Here is a 14,926-nt window from a genome sequence, read left to right on the forward strand (position 1 = left end):
CGACTTGTTCGGTCCTGCCACCGCCCGGCGTTCGTCACCGGCGACGTTGCAGCCCATTCGTCAGACGCGGTTCGGATCGAACTGCGCCTTGTTGCCCTTGCCGTAGACCTTGAGCGCGCCCTTCTCGCCCACGGCGTTCGGACGGATGAAGATCCAGTTCTGCCACGCCGACAAACGGCCGAAGATGCGGGTGTTCATCGTCTCCTTGCCGTTGAAGCGCAGGTTCGCTTCGAGGCCGGTGAGCGCGTCGGGCGACATGGCCGCGCGCTCCTCGATCGCGATGCGGATTTCGTCCGGCCAGTCGAGATCGTCGACGGCGGCCGTGACCAGCCCGAGGCGTTCCGCCTCATCGGGGCGCACCTGGCGGCCAATCGTGGCGCGCACGGCGTCGAGTTCCGCCGCGTCTTCATAGAAGCGCCGTGCCAGACGCGATTGATCGGTGACCATCGGCAACAGGCCGAAGTTGACTTCGGTGAGCGTGATTGCCGGTTCGTCTTCCTCGCTGGCGGGCAGCGCCGCCATGTACGTGCGGTCGGCCGCGAAGGCGAATTCGGCCAGCGTGCCGGTGAAGCACGAATCCGGTTCGATCAGCGCGAAGAGCGAGCGTGAGGACACGTCGATACGCGCAAACGTGCGGCGCAGCATGCCGATGGTCTCGCGCACCAACCAGTGATCCTGATGGGCCAGCAGCGATGCATCAGCCGCCAGCACGTGTTTCGCCTCGCCCTCGGTGCGCAACAGCCACGTGCCGATATCGAGTTCGTTCGTGCGCAGATTGAGAATGGCGTCGTCGAGTTCGCGCGCCATTTTCAGCGGCCACCAGTTCACGCCGGCGGCCTCGATACCGGCGATGTCGGCCGGCGGCGTGGACTTCGGCGCCTTCACGGTGAGGCTGGCGGTGCGGTTGGCGCGGTCGATTTCCACGTCGACGAATTCATAGCGGATCGCGTCCGGCTCGTCGGTGCGCTCCAGGCGCGTGAGCGTCACACCCTTGCCGCCCGGACGGTCGCTGCCTTGAGCGAGTTCTAGCGCACGCGCCGACACCGTTTGTGCGAATTGCGCGGGCTTGACGACTTCGTCGACCAGGCGCCATTGCTTGGCACGCTCGCCGCGAATGCCCTCGACGACGGTGCAGAAGATGTCGGCGCGGTCGTTGCGCACGTGACGCTTGTCGGTCAAGCGAGTCAGGCCGCCGGTGCCCGGCAGCACACCCAGCAGCGGCACTTCCGGCAGCGAGACCGACGACGAACGGCCGTCGACCAGATAGATCTCGTCACAGGCCAGCGCCAGCTCGTAGCCGCCGCCCGCACACGCGCCGTTCACGGCGGCGAGGAACTTCAGACCGGAATGGCGGCTGGAATCCTCCAGACCGTTGCGCGTTTCGTTGGTGAACTTGCAGAAATTGACCTTCCACGCATGCGTGGACAGGCCGAGCATGAAGATATTCGCACCGGAGCAGAACACGCGGTCCTTGGCGCTCGTGACGACCACCGTCTTCACTTCCGGGTGCTCGAAGCGGATGCGCTGAACGGCATCGTGCAGTTCGATGTCCACACCGAGATCGTACGAATTGAGCTTGAGCTTGTAGCCTTCGCGAATGCCGCCGTCTTCCGAGATATCGATGGCGAGCGTCGCCACCGGGCCTTCGAAGCTCAGTTTCCAGTGCTTGTACTGCGTGGGATCCGTACGATAGTCGACGTGGGGTTTGCCGAACATGATTGCCTCCAACACGAATAATGATCTTGTTGGATTGCAATATAGTGCAGCACAACTACACCGTCAACTAGTTTTCCAAACAAAAATGAATTATTTTGCATTCCCATGAAGGTCAATCTGACGACAATTGCACGGCGAGGCGGCCGCGCAGTTGCAGATAGGCGTCGGCCAGCACCCGCCCGCCGGTGTCGAAGCTCATATCCGCCTTGGCATAGAAGTCTTGGCGGCCGGCCAGAATACGCTTGAGGTCGTCCATCGCTTCCGCATTGCCCGACATTGGACGCAGATCGCCCTGCGCCACCACCCGCTTCATATGCTCTTCGGGCGACGCCTGCAGCCATACCGTATAGCAGTGCGTGAGCAGGAAGTTGAAGGTCGCCGCGTCGCTCACGATACCGCCCGGCGAGGCGATCACGGCACGCGGATGCTCGGCCACGACGGCTTCGAGCGCACGCAACTCATAGCGGCGATAGGCGCTCGCGCCATAAAGCGAGTAGATCTCCGACGGCGGGCACCCCGCCAGTTGTTCGATCACGCGATTGAGTTCGACGAACGGGACATGCATGTCGTCGGCGAGCATGCGGCCCAGCGTCGACTTGCCCGCACCCCGCAACCCGATCAACGCGATGCGGCCACGCCGATCCGGGTCGCGCTCGCTCCCGGCAAACAGCTCGCTGAGCGCCTGACGCGCACGCGTGAGCGCCTCGCCGTCGCGCCCGTGCAGAATTTCCCGAATGAGCAACCATTCCGCTGACGACGTCGTCTCGTCGCCCACGATTTCGGCCAATGTGCAATTTAGTGCCTGTGCAAGCTGACGCAGGAACAGCACGGACGCGTTACCGACACCCGACTCCAGATTGGCCACGTGACGCTCGGAAACACCGGCGTCCAGCGCAAGCGCCTTGCGCGTCAAGCCACGCCGGGCGCGCAGCGTGCGCACCCGCTCACCCAGCGCGACCAGAAACGGGTCTTTCTCACCGGCGCCTCGCGCCGTCGGCACCCCATCGGCTTGCGCACTCTTATTCATCAGACAAGATCCTCAATGCAGGTAACATGTAATATATTGCTTGACAGCCAAAATTGCATGCTCTAATTTTCACCATGCGCCGATAAAAAAGCAAACGCGGACCGGACATCCCGAGTCCCGCCATTGATCGGCGTCATATCGACGTCCCCAGGAGACATGGATGGATGTGCCTCAATTTCAGGCGTTGATCGCCGACCTGACGCGACAACTCGATGGCCGCGCCCTCGACGCCTCCCTCGCCGATTGGCTCAACGCGCATTACGGCGCCGGCTCCGCCGGTTACGAAGCACTTGCCGACGCCTGTCGCACCGGCGTTGCCGACGGCTGGCTGTGCAACCGCGAAGGCGGTGGCATTCGCTACGGACGCGTCATCAAGCCCACGCCCGACACGCACGGATTTTCCGTCGACGTGGTGGACATGGCCGATCTGGCCGGACCGCACCATGCGCATCCGAATGGCGAAATCGATCTGATCATGCCGCTCACTCCCGGCGCAACGTTCGACGGACACCCGGCGGGCTGGTGCGTTTACGGTCCCGGCACAGCCCATCGACCGACAGTCGCCCACGGACGCGCCCTCGTGCTGTATCTGTTGCCAGACGGCGCCATTGAATTCACGCGCAGCGCCTGATCCGGCGCCTGCCCCCTTCCTGATTCCCCCGGTTCATGCTCATGCACTCCCCTGCCTTGCTGGAAAACTATGTCGCCGGCCATTGGGTGGCCGGTAGTGGCGCGCCCACCGCGCTCACCGATCCCGTGACAGGCGAGACACTCGCCTTCGTATCGAGCGCCGGTCTGGATCTCGACGCCGCGTTCGCCTTCGCGCGAGACGTCGCCGGCCCGGCGCTGCGCGCCTTGTCGTATGGCGAACGCGCGCAGCGACTCTCACAGATTGTCGCCACCTTGCAGGCGAACCGCGACGACTACTACGCCATCGCCACAGCCAATTCAGGAACGGTCGCCACCGACTCCGCCGTCGACATCGATGGCGCTATCTACACCCTGTCGACGTATGCCAAGCTCGGCGCAACGCTGGGCGACGCGCACACGCTGCTCGACGGCGCGGCGGTGCCGTTGGCCAAGGATGCGTCGTTCGCCGTGCGTCACGTGTTCCGTCCGACACCGGGGGTGGCGCTGTTCATCAACGCGTTCAACTTCCCCGCGTGGGGACTTTGGGAGAAGGCCGCGGGCGCGTTGCTCGCGGGCGTGCCGGTCATCGTCAAACCGGCGACATCGACCGCCTGGCTCACGCAACGCATGGTGGCCGATGTGGTCGCCGCCGGTCTGCTGCCGCCGGGCAGCCTGTCGGTGATTTGCGGCAGCGCCGCCGGTCTGCTCGACCGGATCGGCCCGTTCGACGTGGTCTCCTTCACCGGCTCGGCCGACACCGCTGCCACGCTGCGCGCGCATCCGGCGTTTACCGAACGCTCGGCGCGCATCAACGTGGAGGCCGATAGCCTGAACAGCGCCGTGCTGCTGCCCGACGCGGCGCCCGGCACCGCCGCGTTCGACCAGTTCGTGCGCGAGGTGGCGCGCGAGATGACCGTCAAGGCTGGCCAGAAATGCACGGCCATTCGGCGCGCGATGGTTCCCGTCGCGCACTTCGATGCCGCGGCCGCCGCCATTGCCGAGCGTCTGGCCAAGACGGTCGTCGGCAATCCGCGCAACGAGGCCGTCAAGATGGGCTCGCTCGTCGCTCTGGCGCAAAAGCGCGCCGTGCTCGACGGCATCGCCTATCTGCAGGCGGAAGCCGAAACCCTCTACGACGGCAATCGCGAGACCGCCTTCATCGACGCCGGTGCCGACAGCGCATGCGTGGCCCCCGTGCTGCTCGGCCTGCGCGATGGTGCGCGCGGACAGCGCGTGCACGACACCGAAGTCTTCGGCCCGGTCGCCACGCTCGTCGGCTATCGCGATCTCGACGAAGCGGTCGCGCTGGCCAAACGTGGGCAGGGCTCCCTCGTCGTCTCGCTGTACAGCAACGACGCCGTGGCCATGCGCGCGCCCGCCCTCGCGCTGGCCGACGCACACGGCCGTGTGCACGCGGTCGACCCATCCGTCGTGAAGACACAGACGGGCCACGGCAACGTCATGCCGCAATCACTGCATGGCGGCCCGGGCCGCGCCGGCGGCGGCGAGGAACTGGGCGGTTTGCGCGCGTTGCGCTTCTATCACGTGCGCTCGGCCGTTCAGGGTCCCGCCGCGCTGATCGAAGCGATCACGCAGGATGCTGTCGAACTCCCGAAGGCGTAATCTGTTCTTCAGCGGCCGTCGCAAACCGTCGCAGTCAAGGTGATTCATTCAGGCGCCGCCAGAGCGCCGACAAGTCCTCACGCCGCGCGTGCACGCCTCCAACGAGTGCCCCGTGCGGTGATCCACCGGAGACACCATGGAAGCCGTACTTACCCCACCGCCGGCGAACTTCAACTTCGCCGCGCATCTGGAGGCGCTCAACCGCGGGCGCGCTGCCAAGACTGCTTATCTCGACGACACGCGCGCGCTCACCTATGGCGAGCTGGCCGAGCAAAGCCGACGTTTCGCGACCGGGCTCGCGCGCGCGGGGATTCATCGTGAAGAGCGCATTCTGCTCATCATGCTCGACACCATCGACCTGCCGGTCGCCTTTCTCGGCGCCCTGTACGCCGGTGTGGTGCCTGTCGTCGTCAACACCTTGCTCACGGCCGACGATTACGCCTACATGATCTCGCACAGCAAGGCGCAGCTCGTGATTGCGTCCGGCGCGCTCCTGCCGACCGTGCAGGCCGCGCTCGACAAGGTGGCCGAGAGCGCGGCGCCGCCGCCGTGCGTCGTCTCGCAACCGATCGCGACCGAGGCGGGCAACGCGCGCGCCCTGCCGACCTTCGACGCCCTGGTCGACGGCCCCCCGAGCGCACTGCCCGCCGACACCGACGGCGACGACATCGCCTTCTGGCTATATTCGTCAGGTTCGACCGGCAAGCCCAAGGGCACCGTGCACACGCACGCCAACCTGTACTGGACGGCCGAGACCTATGGCCGCCACGTGCTCGGCATTCGCGAAGATGACATCGCCTTCTCCGCGGCGAAGCTCTTCTTCGCTTACGGGTTGGGCAATGCGCTGACGTTCCCACTCTCGGTCGGCGCGAGCGTCGTGCTGATGGCCGAGCGACCGACCGCGCAAGCCGTGGCACAACGGCTTCGCGAGCATCGCCCGACGATTTTCTACGGCGTGCCGACGCTCTACGCCAACCTTCTCGCCTCGCCGCACCTGCCGGCCCGTGAAGACGTGGCGCTGCGGCTGTGCACGTCGGCGGGCGAGGCGTTGCCGCGCGAAATCGGCGAACGGTTCACGGCGCATTTCGGGGCGGAGATTCTCGACGGCATCGGCTCGACCGAAATGTTGCACATCTTCCTGTCCAATCGTGCCGGCCAGGTCGCCTACGGGACGACGGGCGAACCGGTGCCGGGCTACGCCGTGGCATTGCGCGACGAAGACGGTCATCCCGTGCCCGACGGCGAGATCGGCGATCTGTACATCAAGGGCCCGAGCGCAGCGCTCATGTATTGGTGCAATCGCGACAAGACGCGCGCGACGTTCCTCGGCGACTGGCTCAAGAGCGGCGACAAGTACCAGCGTCTGCCCAATGGGTATTACGTCTATGCCGGGCGCAGTGACGATATGCTCAAGGTCAGCGGCCAGTACGTCTCGCCCATCGAAGTCGAGATGGTGCTCATGCAGCATGACGCAGTGCTCGAGGCAGGCGTCGTGGGACGCGACGACGGCGGCCTGACCAAGACACAGGCCTTTGTCGTGCTCAAGCCCGGCATCGCAGCCACCGACGAGATGGCCACCGAGTTGAAGGCCTTCGTCAAGGCGCGCCTCGCCCCGCACAAATACCCCCGTGAGTTGGTGTTCGTCGACGATCTGCCGAAGACGGCGACGGGCAAGGTGCAGCGCTTTAAGCTGCGCGAGTTGCTTTAGGAGACGACAAGACGATGTCGGACGTACAGTTCGCCCGGATCGAGACGGCCTCGCACGGCCCGCTCTCGCTGGAATACCGATGGCTCAACCGTGAGCTTGCCGACGCCCCGCTGCTGGTCTTCCTGCACGAGGGGCTGGGCTCTGTTGCGATGTGGAAAGACTGGCCGCAGCAGTTGTGCGACGCGGGCGGCTTTCGCGGGCTCGTCTATTCGCGCAACGGCTATGGCCGCTCCACCCCGCGTGAGCCCGGCGAGAAATGGCCGGTCGACTTCATGCACCGTCAGGCGCGGGAAGTGTTGCCCGCCTTTCTCGATGCGGTGGGCGTCGGCCCCGAGCAGGCCGGGCACGTGTGGCTTGTCGGCCATAGCGACGGCGGCTCGATCGCGCTGCTGTTCAGCGCGGCATTCCCCGAGCGGCTCGCCGGTGCGGTCGTGCTCGCCCCCCATCTGTTCGTCGAGGATCTGTCGGTGCAGAGCATCGCGAAGACGAAGGCGGTGTACGAGACGACCGACCTGCGCGCGAAGCTTGGTCGCTATCACGACGACGTCGATTCGGCGTTTTGGGGTTGGAACGATATCTGGCTGGACCCGGCGTTTCGCGAGTGGAATCTGGTCGGCGCGGTGGCGAGTATCTCGAAGCCGCTGCTCGCGATCCAGGGCGAGGACGACGAGTACGGCACGATGGCGCAGATGGACAGCATTGCCGCGCATGTGCCGCACGCGAGCGTCGTGAAGCTGCCGGCGTGCGGACACTCACCGCACCGCGACGCGCCCCAGCCACTGGCCGAGGCCATCATCGCGTTCATTGGCCGCCATCACGCGGCGGCAAACCGTCAGGCGGCATGACGTGGCGGGCGCGCGCCCACCGAGGGAGGGCGCGCGTTGCGACGATGCCCGTCGTCAGATCACTCGCACCCCGGGCGTGCCCGGACGCATGGCGCCAATGATGCCGGCTTCATGGAAGCCGTCGGCGCGGAAGACCGCGAGCACATCGTCGACCGCGCCGGGCGCGCACGACACCAGCAAGCCGCCCGCCGTCTGCGGATCGCACAACAGATCGCGATCACGCGTCGTCAGCCGCTCCCCCAGCTCGACCGATGCCCCGTAGGACGCCCAATTCCGGCCAGACGCGCCAGTAATACATCCCTGGTCGGCCAGTTCGCGCACGCCGTCGAACAACGGCACGTCGGACATGCGCAGATACGCCGCCAGATTCGCGCCGCGGCACATTTCGAGCGTGTGACCGAGCAAACCGAAACCCGTCACATCCGTGAGGGCATGCACGCCGGGCAATGCCGCGAGCGCCGGGCCGACACGGTTCAGGCGCGTCGTGGCGTCGATCATGCGGCGATAGCCCGCCGCATCCAGTTGGTTCTTCTTGAGCGCCGCCGACATCACGCCCACGCCCAGCGGCTTGCCGAGCACGAGTACGTCGCCCGCCTGTGCATCGGCGTTGCGCTTGAGCCGCTTCGGATGCACCACCCCGAGCGCGGCGAGACCGTAGATCGGCTCGACCGAATCGATGCTGTGCCCGCCGGCAATCGGAATGCCCGCCTCGGTGCAGACCGATTCGCCGCCGCGCAGAATCTCGCGAATCGTCTCGCGTGGCAGCACGTTGATCGGCATGCCGACGATCGCCAGCGCAAAAATCGGCTTGCCGCCCATCGCATAGATGTCGGACAGGGCGTTGGTCGCGGCGATGCGGCCGAAGTCGAACGGGTCGTCGACAATCGGCATGAAGAAGTCCGTCGTCGCGATGATGGCCTGCTCGTCGTTGAGCTGGTAGACCGCGGCGTCGTCGGAGGTTTCCGTGCCCACGAGCAGCGCGGCGGGTGCCGGCAGCGGCGTGTCGTTGCGGGCGAGCAGTTCGGAGAGCACGCCCGGCGCGATCTTGCAGCCGCAGCCGCCGCCGTGCGAGAGCGAAGTGAGACGCGGAGCGGCCGGTGTGGCGCCCGCTTGGGTTGCATCGATTGCGGTCATGGTCGTTGGTGTGCGTTGCGAATGGCCGGGAACCCGTCACAAGGCGTGCGGCAGCCTCGATCGGCGCGTCGCCGGCGAGAAATTCGCACTCGCTGCGCCCGGAATGACGACAGTTTGCCAAAAGTCGACGTATTATGAAGCAGCTTTTGCATGTCGATTTGTCTCGAAATGGCGGTCGACGGCATGAGGCGACCGATTCACCGCGTCCCGCCATCGGGGGGACGCCATTGCCGCAGCATCGCAACACCCTAACCACTACGCGCCGTGAGCGCTGACGCCTAAGGGGACCCCACCATGCAACGCCGCCGCTTCCTCTCGCTGGGCGCCTTCGCCCTGCCCGCTTCCGTTCTGTCCACTTCACTCGTTCCCACCGCAGCCCAGGCCGCGTCGACGGACTCGCCGTCGCCGGGCCCGGCCGACGGCTGGCGTACGTTCGAGCTGACCACGCGCGTCGACTTGCCCGCCACGAGAGGCCCGGCGAATGTCTGGCTGCCGGTGGCGATATCGCCGTCCGGTACCTACCAGCATGCCCTTGGCACGCGCTGGGAGGCCCCGGGCGCGAATGCCGCGTTGCGCATGGTGCATGGCGCATCGGGCATCGGTGTGCCGATGCTCGCGGTGGCATGGCCCGAGGGGGCGGCCCAGGACACGCGCACCGTCACGCTGGTGAATACCTTTACCACGCGCGATCGATCCGTTGACTTGTCGCAGCCGCCCTCGGCCAACGCCCCGCGCGAATCGCCGGAGGTCTTGCGTCAGTATCTCCAGCCGACAGCGCTCCAGCCGACCGACGGCCTCGTGCGCGAGACGGCCGAGAAGATCACGCGCGGCGAGACGGGCGATGTGGCAAAGGCGCGCGCCATCTATCAGTGGATCGTGGAAAACTGCCGGCGCGAAGGCACTGTGCGCGGCTGTGGCACGGGCGACGTGCGCTACATGCTCACCACCGGCAACCTTGCGGGCAAATGTGCCGACATCAACGCCCTCTTCACCGCACTCGCGCGCTCGGTCGGCATCCCCGCCCGCGATGCCTATGGCGTGCGCGTCGCGACGTCGCGGCGGGGCTTCAACAGTCTGGGCAAGGCAGGTGACGTCACGCGGGCGCAGCATTGCCGCGCCGAGTTCTACGCGGCCGGCTACGGGTGGGTGCCGGTCGACCCGGCGGACGTGCGCAAGGTCATGCTCGAAGAAGTGGCCGGCGGTCTGCCGATCGACGACCTGCGCGTGCGGGCCGCGCGTGCGATGCTCTTCGGCCAATGGGAAATGAACTGGGTCGCGTTCAATCACGGCGCGGACATTGCGTTGCCGGAGGCCCCGGGCGCACTGGCGGCGCGCCAGAGCACCGTGCCGTTCCTCATGTATCCGAATGGCGAGGTGGCGCACGCCCGACTTGACAGCCTCGATCCAGACACCTTCCGCTATCGCATGAACGCCCGCGAAATCACCGCCTGACGTCACGCACGAAGGAGCGCACCGCCATGCATCGCCGTCATTTTCTTCACACCCTCGGCGCCCTCGGCACGGCCGGTGCGCTGGGGGGCGTCGGCGCACCAGCGCGGGCCGCCGGGCCGGTCAATGGGGCGGCGGAAGTCGATGACAGCGCGCTCGCGGGCACGTCCGGCGGCACGCTCTCGGCGTGGCGTGGGGCCACGCCCGCCTTTACGCTCGATGGACTCGACGGCCGGCCGCACGCCTTGTCCGAATGGCGTGGACGCGTGGTCATCCTCAACTTCTGGGCCACGTGGTGCGGCCCCTGCCGCGAGGAGATTCCGGCGATGGGCGAGGTGGCACGTCGATACCGTCAGCGCGGCCTCGCGCTGGTCGCCGTGAATTACAAGGAACCCCTGGCGACAGTCAAGCCGTTCCTCGACAAACTTCCCATCGACGGCACCGTGCTGCTCGACGCCGACGGTGCCGTCTACAAGCGTTTCGGATCGCTCGGCCTGCCGGCCACCTATCTCGTCGATCGCGCGGGCAACGCGCGCTTCTGGCGCATGGGCGAACTGGAATGGAGCGACGTGGGACTGCACGGGCATATCGAGGCGTTGCTAACGCAAAAGGGGGGCACGACGGCCTGAGTGTGCGTCGTTGCTGCCCCCCCCCACGGCATCAAGCCTCTTCCGACTTCCCCCCTCATCCGGCTGCGATCGACTGCGCGGCCTCGCGCACGTGATAGAGCAGTCGCGCCGCCGGCCCGGCGAGCACGCCTTCGCGGTGGGCGCAAAACAACGGTGCACGTGGCGCGGGCGCAAGCGGCCGGTAGACGATACCTTCCACCTGCATGCGCATGAGCGATGCGGGCACGACCGACACGCCCAACCCGGCCGCGACGAGCGAGAGCGTCGTCAGCAGACGCGGTGCTTCCTGCTCGATGTTCGGACTGAAGCCTGCGCCATGGCACGCCGCGATGATGGCGTCGTACAGCCCCTGCCCGGTGCGGCGCCGATACAAAATCAGCTTCTGCGTGGCAATGGCCGTCATCGGCACGGCGGCTTTGCCCGCCCGCCCCGTCAGGGCCAGCGGATGCGCCGACGGGACCGCGAGCACCATCGGCTCTTCGAGCACCGGTACGAAGACAATCTGCGCGGTATCCCCCTGCGGCTGGCGTACGAATGCAACGTCCAGTTGCCCGTCGCGCAGGCCGTCGAGCAGCTCGCTTGTACTGCTCTCGTCGAGCATCAGCGAGACGGCTGGCGCATCGCTTCGGAAGGTACGAATCACCGTCGGCACGAACGGGTGCAGTGCTGCGGAACTGGTCAGGCCTACCGACAGCCGTCCCTTGATGCCGGCCGCGACGCGGCGCACGTCGTCGACCGCCTGATCGAGTTTGCGCACGACCTCGTACGCGTCGCCAAGAAACGCCTGGCCGGCGTCGGTGAGCGCCATGCCGCGCGGCAGGCGCTCGAAGAGCGTCACGCCCAGCTGGCTTTCCAGCACCCGGATCTGCTGCGAGAGCGGCGGTTGTCCGATGCCCAGACGCTCGGCCGCGCGCGTCATGTGCCCCGTTTCAGCCACCGCAATGAAGTAGCGCAATAACCGCACGTCGATATTTGCCATATTGATTCGATATGATTCAAGTCACTTCCATATATTGGACAATATAGCGCAATCCGCCTACGCTCAAGGGGTTGCGCGCGGCATCGGTGCTGTCCGTCCTTCGATGGCCCCCTGTCTTGCGTCCCCCACCGCAGTCCCGTTTTCAGATCGAACCCGCCATGAGCCTTCCGGCCCCCTCCGCACCTGCAGACTCCGGCCTGCCCGCCACGACGCCGGCGCCGCCAGTTGCCGACGCCCCAAGCATTCGCGCCTTGTTCCTGGGCTTCCTTGGCCTTGGCATGACCGCGTTCGGCGGAGCGCTGCCGTTGGCGCGTCGGATGATCGTCGAGAAGCATCGATGGATCACGCCCGCCGAATTCACCGACTTGCTCGGGCTGTGCCAATTTCTGCCCGGCGGCAACATCATCAATCTGTCCGTCGCGCTCGGCATGCGCTTTCATGGATGGCGCGGCGCGCTCGCATCGATCCTCGGCCTGATCGCCGTGCCGTCGGCGGTGGTGATCGCACTGGGCACGATCTATCAGCATTTTCAGCACGACCCGCACGTGCGGCATCTCTTCGCCGGACTCGCAGCGGCCGCTGCCGGGCTGTTGATCCAGATCGCCTGGAAAGTCTCGTGGCCGCTGCGCAAGTCCGTGGTGCTTGCCGCGGTGGCGGCGGCGTGTTTCATCGCCATCGCGGTGCTGCGCGTGCCGCTCGTGCTCACCATGGTGGTGATGACACCGATCTCCCTTTACGCCACGTGGCGGGTGTCGCAATGACCGGCACCCTCGTCTCGCTCGCGCTCATCTTCTCGCAGTTGTCCGTGCTGGCCTTCGGCGGCGGCAATACCATCCTGCCGGAGATGGAGCGTCAGGTCGTCGATCTGCATCACTGGATGACGTCGGAACAATTCAGCGCACTGTTTGCGCTGGGGCAGGCGGCGCCCGGCCCGAACCTCATGATCGTGCCGCTCGTCGGATGGCACGTGGCCGGCTGGCAGGGCATGCTCGTGACATCGCTCGCGAAGTTCGGGCCGTCATCGCTCATCACGATCGGCGTGTTGCACCTGTGGGAGCGCTTCAAGGACCGGCCATGGCGTCGCCTTGTGCAGGCTGGTCTGGTGCCGATGACGGCGGGACTCGTTGCCGCGAGTGCGGCCTTGATCGTCGAAGCGTCGGCGACATCGTGGTGGCTCGGCGGGATCACGGCGGCCGTGGCGGTGCTCGCCATCCGCACGCGCGTGCATCCGCTGTGGTGGCTCGCTGCGGGCAGCATCGCGGGTTTGCTCGGTGGCGCGTACCTGTAGCGGCAGCGGTCGCGCCCGCCGCTTACGTCACCCCCTGCCCGCCTCGCGCACGTGCGCGTACGACGCGTGCCAGTGATCACGGCCCAACGTGCCGATCCCGTCGACCAGATGCATCCAGTCGGTGGACCCGATCACCAGCGACGCGGGCGTATCGCCGCGTGCCAGCGCCGCAAGCCGGGGTGGGCATGGGGAACGCCGCTCGGGTGTTCCGGCCACCATCATCAAGCGGGCAATCCAGGGGGCAACGTCTATCGGGATCGCCGGAACGACGACCTCTCCCGCCTGCGGCAACGGTTCGTCGGTCCAGCGCCAAGCGAAGCGCGCACTGATACTCGCGCGTGTCGCGACGCCGATGGCGTCAAGAACGCGCTCACAGGTCATCCCGCGCAGCGCGGCGGTATTCAGCGCGCGCACGGCGAGATTTCGCCAGTCGCCATCACCGCCGCAGTCATCGCGCACGCTGGCGGCGATCAACGCGACGACGCGGGATCGAACGCGTCGCAGGGCCTCCGGATGGGTCAGCATCGCGCGGGCGTCTCGCGTGTCGTCCGAGAGATCGTCAGTCGTCTCCAACGGATCGAACAGTTGCACGTCGACCGGATGAACGCTGAAGGTCGGCGAGCCCTCGGCATCGTGTCGCCAATCGGGTTCGAGACGTTCGCGCAGCAGCGCGAAGACAGCATCGTCACGGATCAGCGAGGGACGGTCGTCGCTCAGGTTGAGCGCGTGCCGGACGGCGCCGGACAGCCGGAAACCCAGGCCATGGGCCAGTAACTGGCAAAGCCCGACGACGCGGTCGCTTTGCGCCAAGCTCGCTTGCGGCGCGTCGGCGAGATGCAGAATCAGCGATTCCGCGATGCGCAGTTCCGCGAACTTGCGGCGCGTCGTTGTGCTGGCGCGTTGCGAAACCGCAGTGGGTGGCAGGGGATGGGCGGCGGTCTGTGTTGCGTCGAATGCCGCCAGACACTGGCGCATGGCGGTGACTTCCTCCACCGTCCGACGCTGCAGTTGCGCATCGGTGTCGAGCGCCCACTCGCGCAGCGCGCCCTCGCCCGCGGTGCAGGCGCGCTCCAGCGCGCGCAGCTCGGGCCAAAGATATCGGCACGTGGCGCCCGCCGTGACGGCGCTCAGCGCACAGGCGAACGTCACCTCAGCGGCCCCGGTGAGTGCTGCGCCGTGTCGCTGATACCCCAGGCACGCGCTCTGCCATGCGTCGTTGAGCAGGTGGTGCAGTCCGCTGTCTCGCAAACACGCGGATGCGCCTGCGAAATCGCCGCGGACCCCGTCATGCAGGCAGTTCACTGCCTCGTTGGCCAAGCGCATGAACGGATTCACCGGGTGGGATGCTGCATGGGAAACGAATGGCATGTCGGCGCCTCCTGGATGTCGGAAAAGCGAGCATCGTCCACCGTTGCGGCGCAAGACGCTTCAGGATTCGCCCGCCCTTCTGTCGGACCGCCTCACGCAGAATCTGGGATGATGGACGCATTGCGTTGCCACCGAATCCGTTGGAGGCTCCATGTCGATCGTCCCCGAGTTGGCCGCATCCCACTCTGCTTTGCTTGGGCCGCTTGGGCGACTCGCGCGCTCGTGGGTCCCGACGTGTCGACGTGATGGCCCCCTGCGCGCGGGGACGCGTGTGCTCGTGGGCGCGCTGACAGCCGTGGCCGTCGGCCTGAGCGCGGCGGTGGCACGGGCGGCCGATCCTGCCCCGGAGGCCCTTCTCTTCTCAAAAGCCGTGCCGGGCAGTGCCTTGCCATCCGGATGGCGAAACCTGCCGGTCGTGAGCGGGAAGAAACTCACCACCTACGCCGTCGTCGTCGATGGCGGGCGCAACGTCATCGAGGCCACTTCGGTCGACTCTGCCTCGGCGCTCATGGCTCCGGGGGGCGGCGGCG

General features: G+C 66.6%; 13 protein-coding genes and 1 pseudogene. 9 read left to right on the forward strand and 5 right to left on the reverse strand.

All coding sequences use genetic code 11. From position 1 onward, the window contains the following. Positions 1-60: 60 nt before the first annotated feature. The gene (gene boxC / locus A985_RS0115190) at positions 61-1,716 is read right to left on the reverse strand and encodes a 2,3-epoxybenzoyl-CoA dihydrolase (RefSeq protein WP_017234255.1); all 1,656 of its coding nucleotides are present in this window, start codon (positions 1,714-1,716) and stop codon (positions 61-63) included. A gap of 112 nt (positions 1,717-1,828) precedes the next feature. Continuing rightward, on the reverse strand, positions 1,829-2,743 hold the full coding sequence (locus A985_RS0115195) for a helix-turn-helix transcriptional regulator (RefSeq protein WP_017234256.1): 915 nt from the start codon (positions 2,741-2,743) through the stop codon (positions 1,829-1,831). 160 nt (positions 2,744-2,903) lie between these two features. Here A985_RS0115195 and A985_RS0115200 point away from each other — a divergent pair, with 160 nt between their 5' ends. The 4 genes from A985_RS0115200 (at position 2,904) to A985_RS0115215 (ending at position 7,549) form a co-directional block, all read left to right on the forward strand. Beyond that, complete coding sequence (locus A985_RS0115200) at positions 2,904-3,374, forward strand: DUF4863 family protein (protein WP_017234257.1); 471 nt, start codon at positions 2,904-2,906, stop codon at positions 3,372-3,374. Between the two features lie 35 nt (positions 3,375-3,409). Beyond that, positions 3,410-4,996 (forward strand): 3,4-dehydroadipyl-CoA semialdehyde dehydrogenase, encoded by a 1,587-nt coding sequence (locus tag A985_RS0115205; RefSeq protein ID WP_017234258.1) that lies wholly within the window; start codon positions 3,410-3,412, stop codon positions 4,994-4,996. A gap of 136 nt (positions 4,997-5,132) precedes the next feature. Next, the gene (locus A985_RS0115210; RefSeq protein ID WP_017234259.1) at positions 5,133-6,704 is read left to right on the forward strand and encodes a benzoate-CoA ligase family protein; all 1,572 of its coding nucleotides are present in this window, start codon (positions 5,133-5,135) and stop codon (positions 6,702-6,704) included. Between the two features lie 14 nt (positions 6,705-6,718). After that, positions 6,719-7,549: an alpha/beta fold hydrolase gene (locus A985_RS0115215; RefSeq protein ID WP_017234260.1), complete on the forward strand. Its 831-nt coding sequence runs from the start codon at positions 6,719-6,721 to the stop codon at positions 7,547-7,549. Positions 7,550-7,603: 54 nt separating this feature from the next. Here A985_RS0115215 and selD read toward each other — a convergent pair whose 3' ends face one another. Next, positions 7,604-8,683, reverse strand: a complete 1,080-nt coding sequence (gene selD, locus A985_RS0115220) for a selenide, water dikinase SelD (protein WP_017234261.1) — start codon at positions 8,681-8,683, stop codon at positions 7,604-7,606. Between the two features lie 294 nt (positions 8,684-8,977). On the opposite strand from selD, the gene A985_RS0115225 reads away from it, so the two are divergent. Further along, a complete protein-coding gene (locus A985_RS0115225; RefSeq protein WP_017234262.1) occupies positions 8,978-10,135 on the forward strand; it encodes a transglutaminase-like domain-containing protein in 1,158 nt (385 codons plus the stop codon). 26 nt (positions 10,136-10,161) lie between these two features. After that, positions 10,162-10,761 carry a TlpA disulfide reductase family protein gene (locus tag A985_RS25670; protein WP_017234263.1) on the forward strand — a complete coding sequence of 200 codons (600 nt, stop codon included), beginning with the start codon at positions 10,162-10,164 and terminating at the stop codon, positions 10,759-10,761. A gap of 55 nt (positions 10,762-10,816) precedes the next feature. Here the strand turns inward: A985_RS25670 and A985_RS0115235 are convergent, their stop codons facing one another. Next, entirely contained in the window at positions 10,817-11,740 is a 924-nt protein-coding gene (locus A985_RS0115235) for a LysR family transcriptional regulator (protein WP_017234264.1), read from the reverse strand. A gap of 158 nt (positions 11,741-11,898) precedes the next feature. Between A985_RS0115235 and A985_RS0115240 the strand changes: the two genes are divergently transcribed. Continuing rightward, positions 11,899-12,501, forward strand: a complete 603-nt coding sequence (locus A985_RS0115240; protein WP_017234265.1) for a chromate transporter — start codon at positions 11,899-11,901, stop codon at positions 12,499-12,501. Further along, positions 12,498-13,028, forward strand: a complete 531-nt coding sequence (locus tag A985_RS0115245) for a chromate transporter (RefSeq protein ID WP_017234266.1) — start codon at positions 12,498-12,500, stop codon at positions 13,026-13,028. The genes A985_RS0115240 and A985_RS0115245 overlap by 4 nt, the downstream gene beginning before the upstream one ends. 27 nt (positions 13,029-13,055) lie before the next feature. Here the strand turns inward: A985_RS0115245 and A985_RS0115250 are convergent, their stop codons facing one another. After that, positions 13,056-14,396 carry a hypothetical protein gene (locus A985_RS0115250; RefSeq protein ID WP_017234267.1) on the reverse strand — a complete coding sequence of 447 codons (1,341 nt, stop codon included), beginning with the start codon at positions 14,394-14,396 and terminating at the stop codon, positions 13,056-13,058. Between the two features lie 277 nt (positions 14,397-14,673). Between A985_RS0115250 and A985_RS29320 the strand changes: the two are divergent. Beyond that, positions 14,674-14,926 (forward strand): annotated as a pseudogene (locus tag A985_RS29320) (DUF3047 domain-containing protein); the annotation flags it as partial.

Origin of the sequence: Pandoraea sp. B-6, assembly GCF_000282835.1 — a bacterium.
GTDB lineage: Bacteria > Pseudomonadota > Gammaproteobacteria > Burkholderiales > Burkholderiaceae > Pandoraea > Pandoraea cepalis.

What these genes read in the sequence shown, in the direction of transcription:
- A985_RS0115225 (WP_017234262.1), top strand. Translation starts at nt 8,978, where the DNA reads ATGCAACGCCGCCGCTTCCTCTCGCTGGGCGCCTTCGCCCTGCCCGCT.
- A985_RS0115250 (WP_017234267.1), bottom strand. Translation starts at nt 14,396, where the DNA reads ATGCCATTCGTTTCCCATGCAGCATCCCACCCGGTGAATCCGTTCATG.
- A985_RS25670 (WP_017234263.1), top strand. Translation starts at nt 10,162, where the DNA reads ATGCATCGCCGTCATTTTCTTCACACCCTCGGCGCCCTCGGCACGGCC.
- A985_RS0115240 (WP_017234265.1), top strand. Translation starts at nt 11,899, where the DNA reads ATGAGCCTTCCGGCCCCCTCCGCACCTGCAGACTCCGGCCTGCCCGCC.
- A985_RS0115245 (WP_017234266.1), top strand. Translation starts at nt 12,498, where the DNA reads ATGACCGGCACCCTCGTCTCGCTCGCGCTCATCTTCTCGCAGTTGTCC.
- A985_RS0115210 (WP_017234259.1), top strand. Translation starts at nt 5,133, where the DNA reads ATGGAAGCCGTACTTACCCCACCGCCGGCGAACTTCAACTTCGCCGCG.
- A985_RS0115215 (WP_017234260.1), top strand. Translation starts at nt 6,719, where the DNA reads ATGTCGGACGTACAGTTCGCCCGGATCGAGACGGCCTCGCACGGCCCG.
- A985_RS0115205 (WP_017234258.1), top strand. Translation starts at nt 3,410, where the DNA reads ATGCTCATGCACTCCCCTGCCTTGCTGGAAAACTATGTCGCCGGCCAT.
- A985_RS0115200 (WP_017234257.1), top strand. Translation starts at nt 2,904, where the DNA reads ATGGATGTGCCTCAATTTCAGGCGTTGATCGCCGACCTGACGCGACAA.
- boxC (WP_017234255.1), bottom strand. Translation starts at nt 1,716, where the DNA reads ATGTTCGGCAAACCCCACGTCGACTATCGTACGGATCCCACGCAGTAC.
- A985_RS0115195 (WP_017234256.1), bottom strand. Translation starts at nt 2,743, where the DNA reads ATGAATAAGAGTGCGCAAGCCGATGGGGTGCCGACGGCGCGAGGCGCC.
- A985_RS0115235 (WP_017234264.1), bottom strand. Translation starts at nt 11,740, where the DNA reads ATGGCAAATATCGACGTGCGGTTATTGCGCTACTTCATTGCGGTGGCT.
- selD (WP_017234261.1), bottom strand. Translation starts at nt 8,683, where the DNA reads ATGACCGCAATCGATGCAACCCAAGCGGGCGCCACACCGGCCGCTCCG.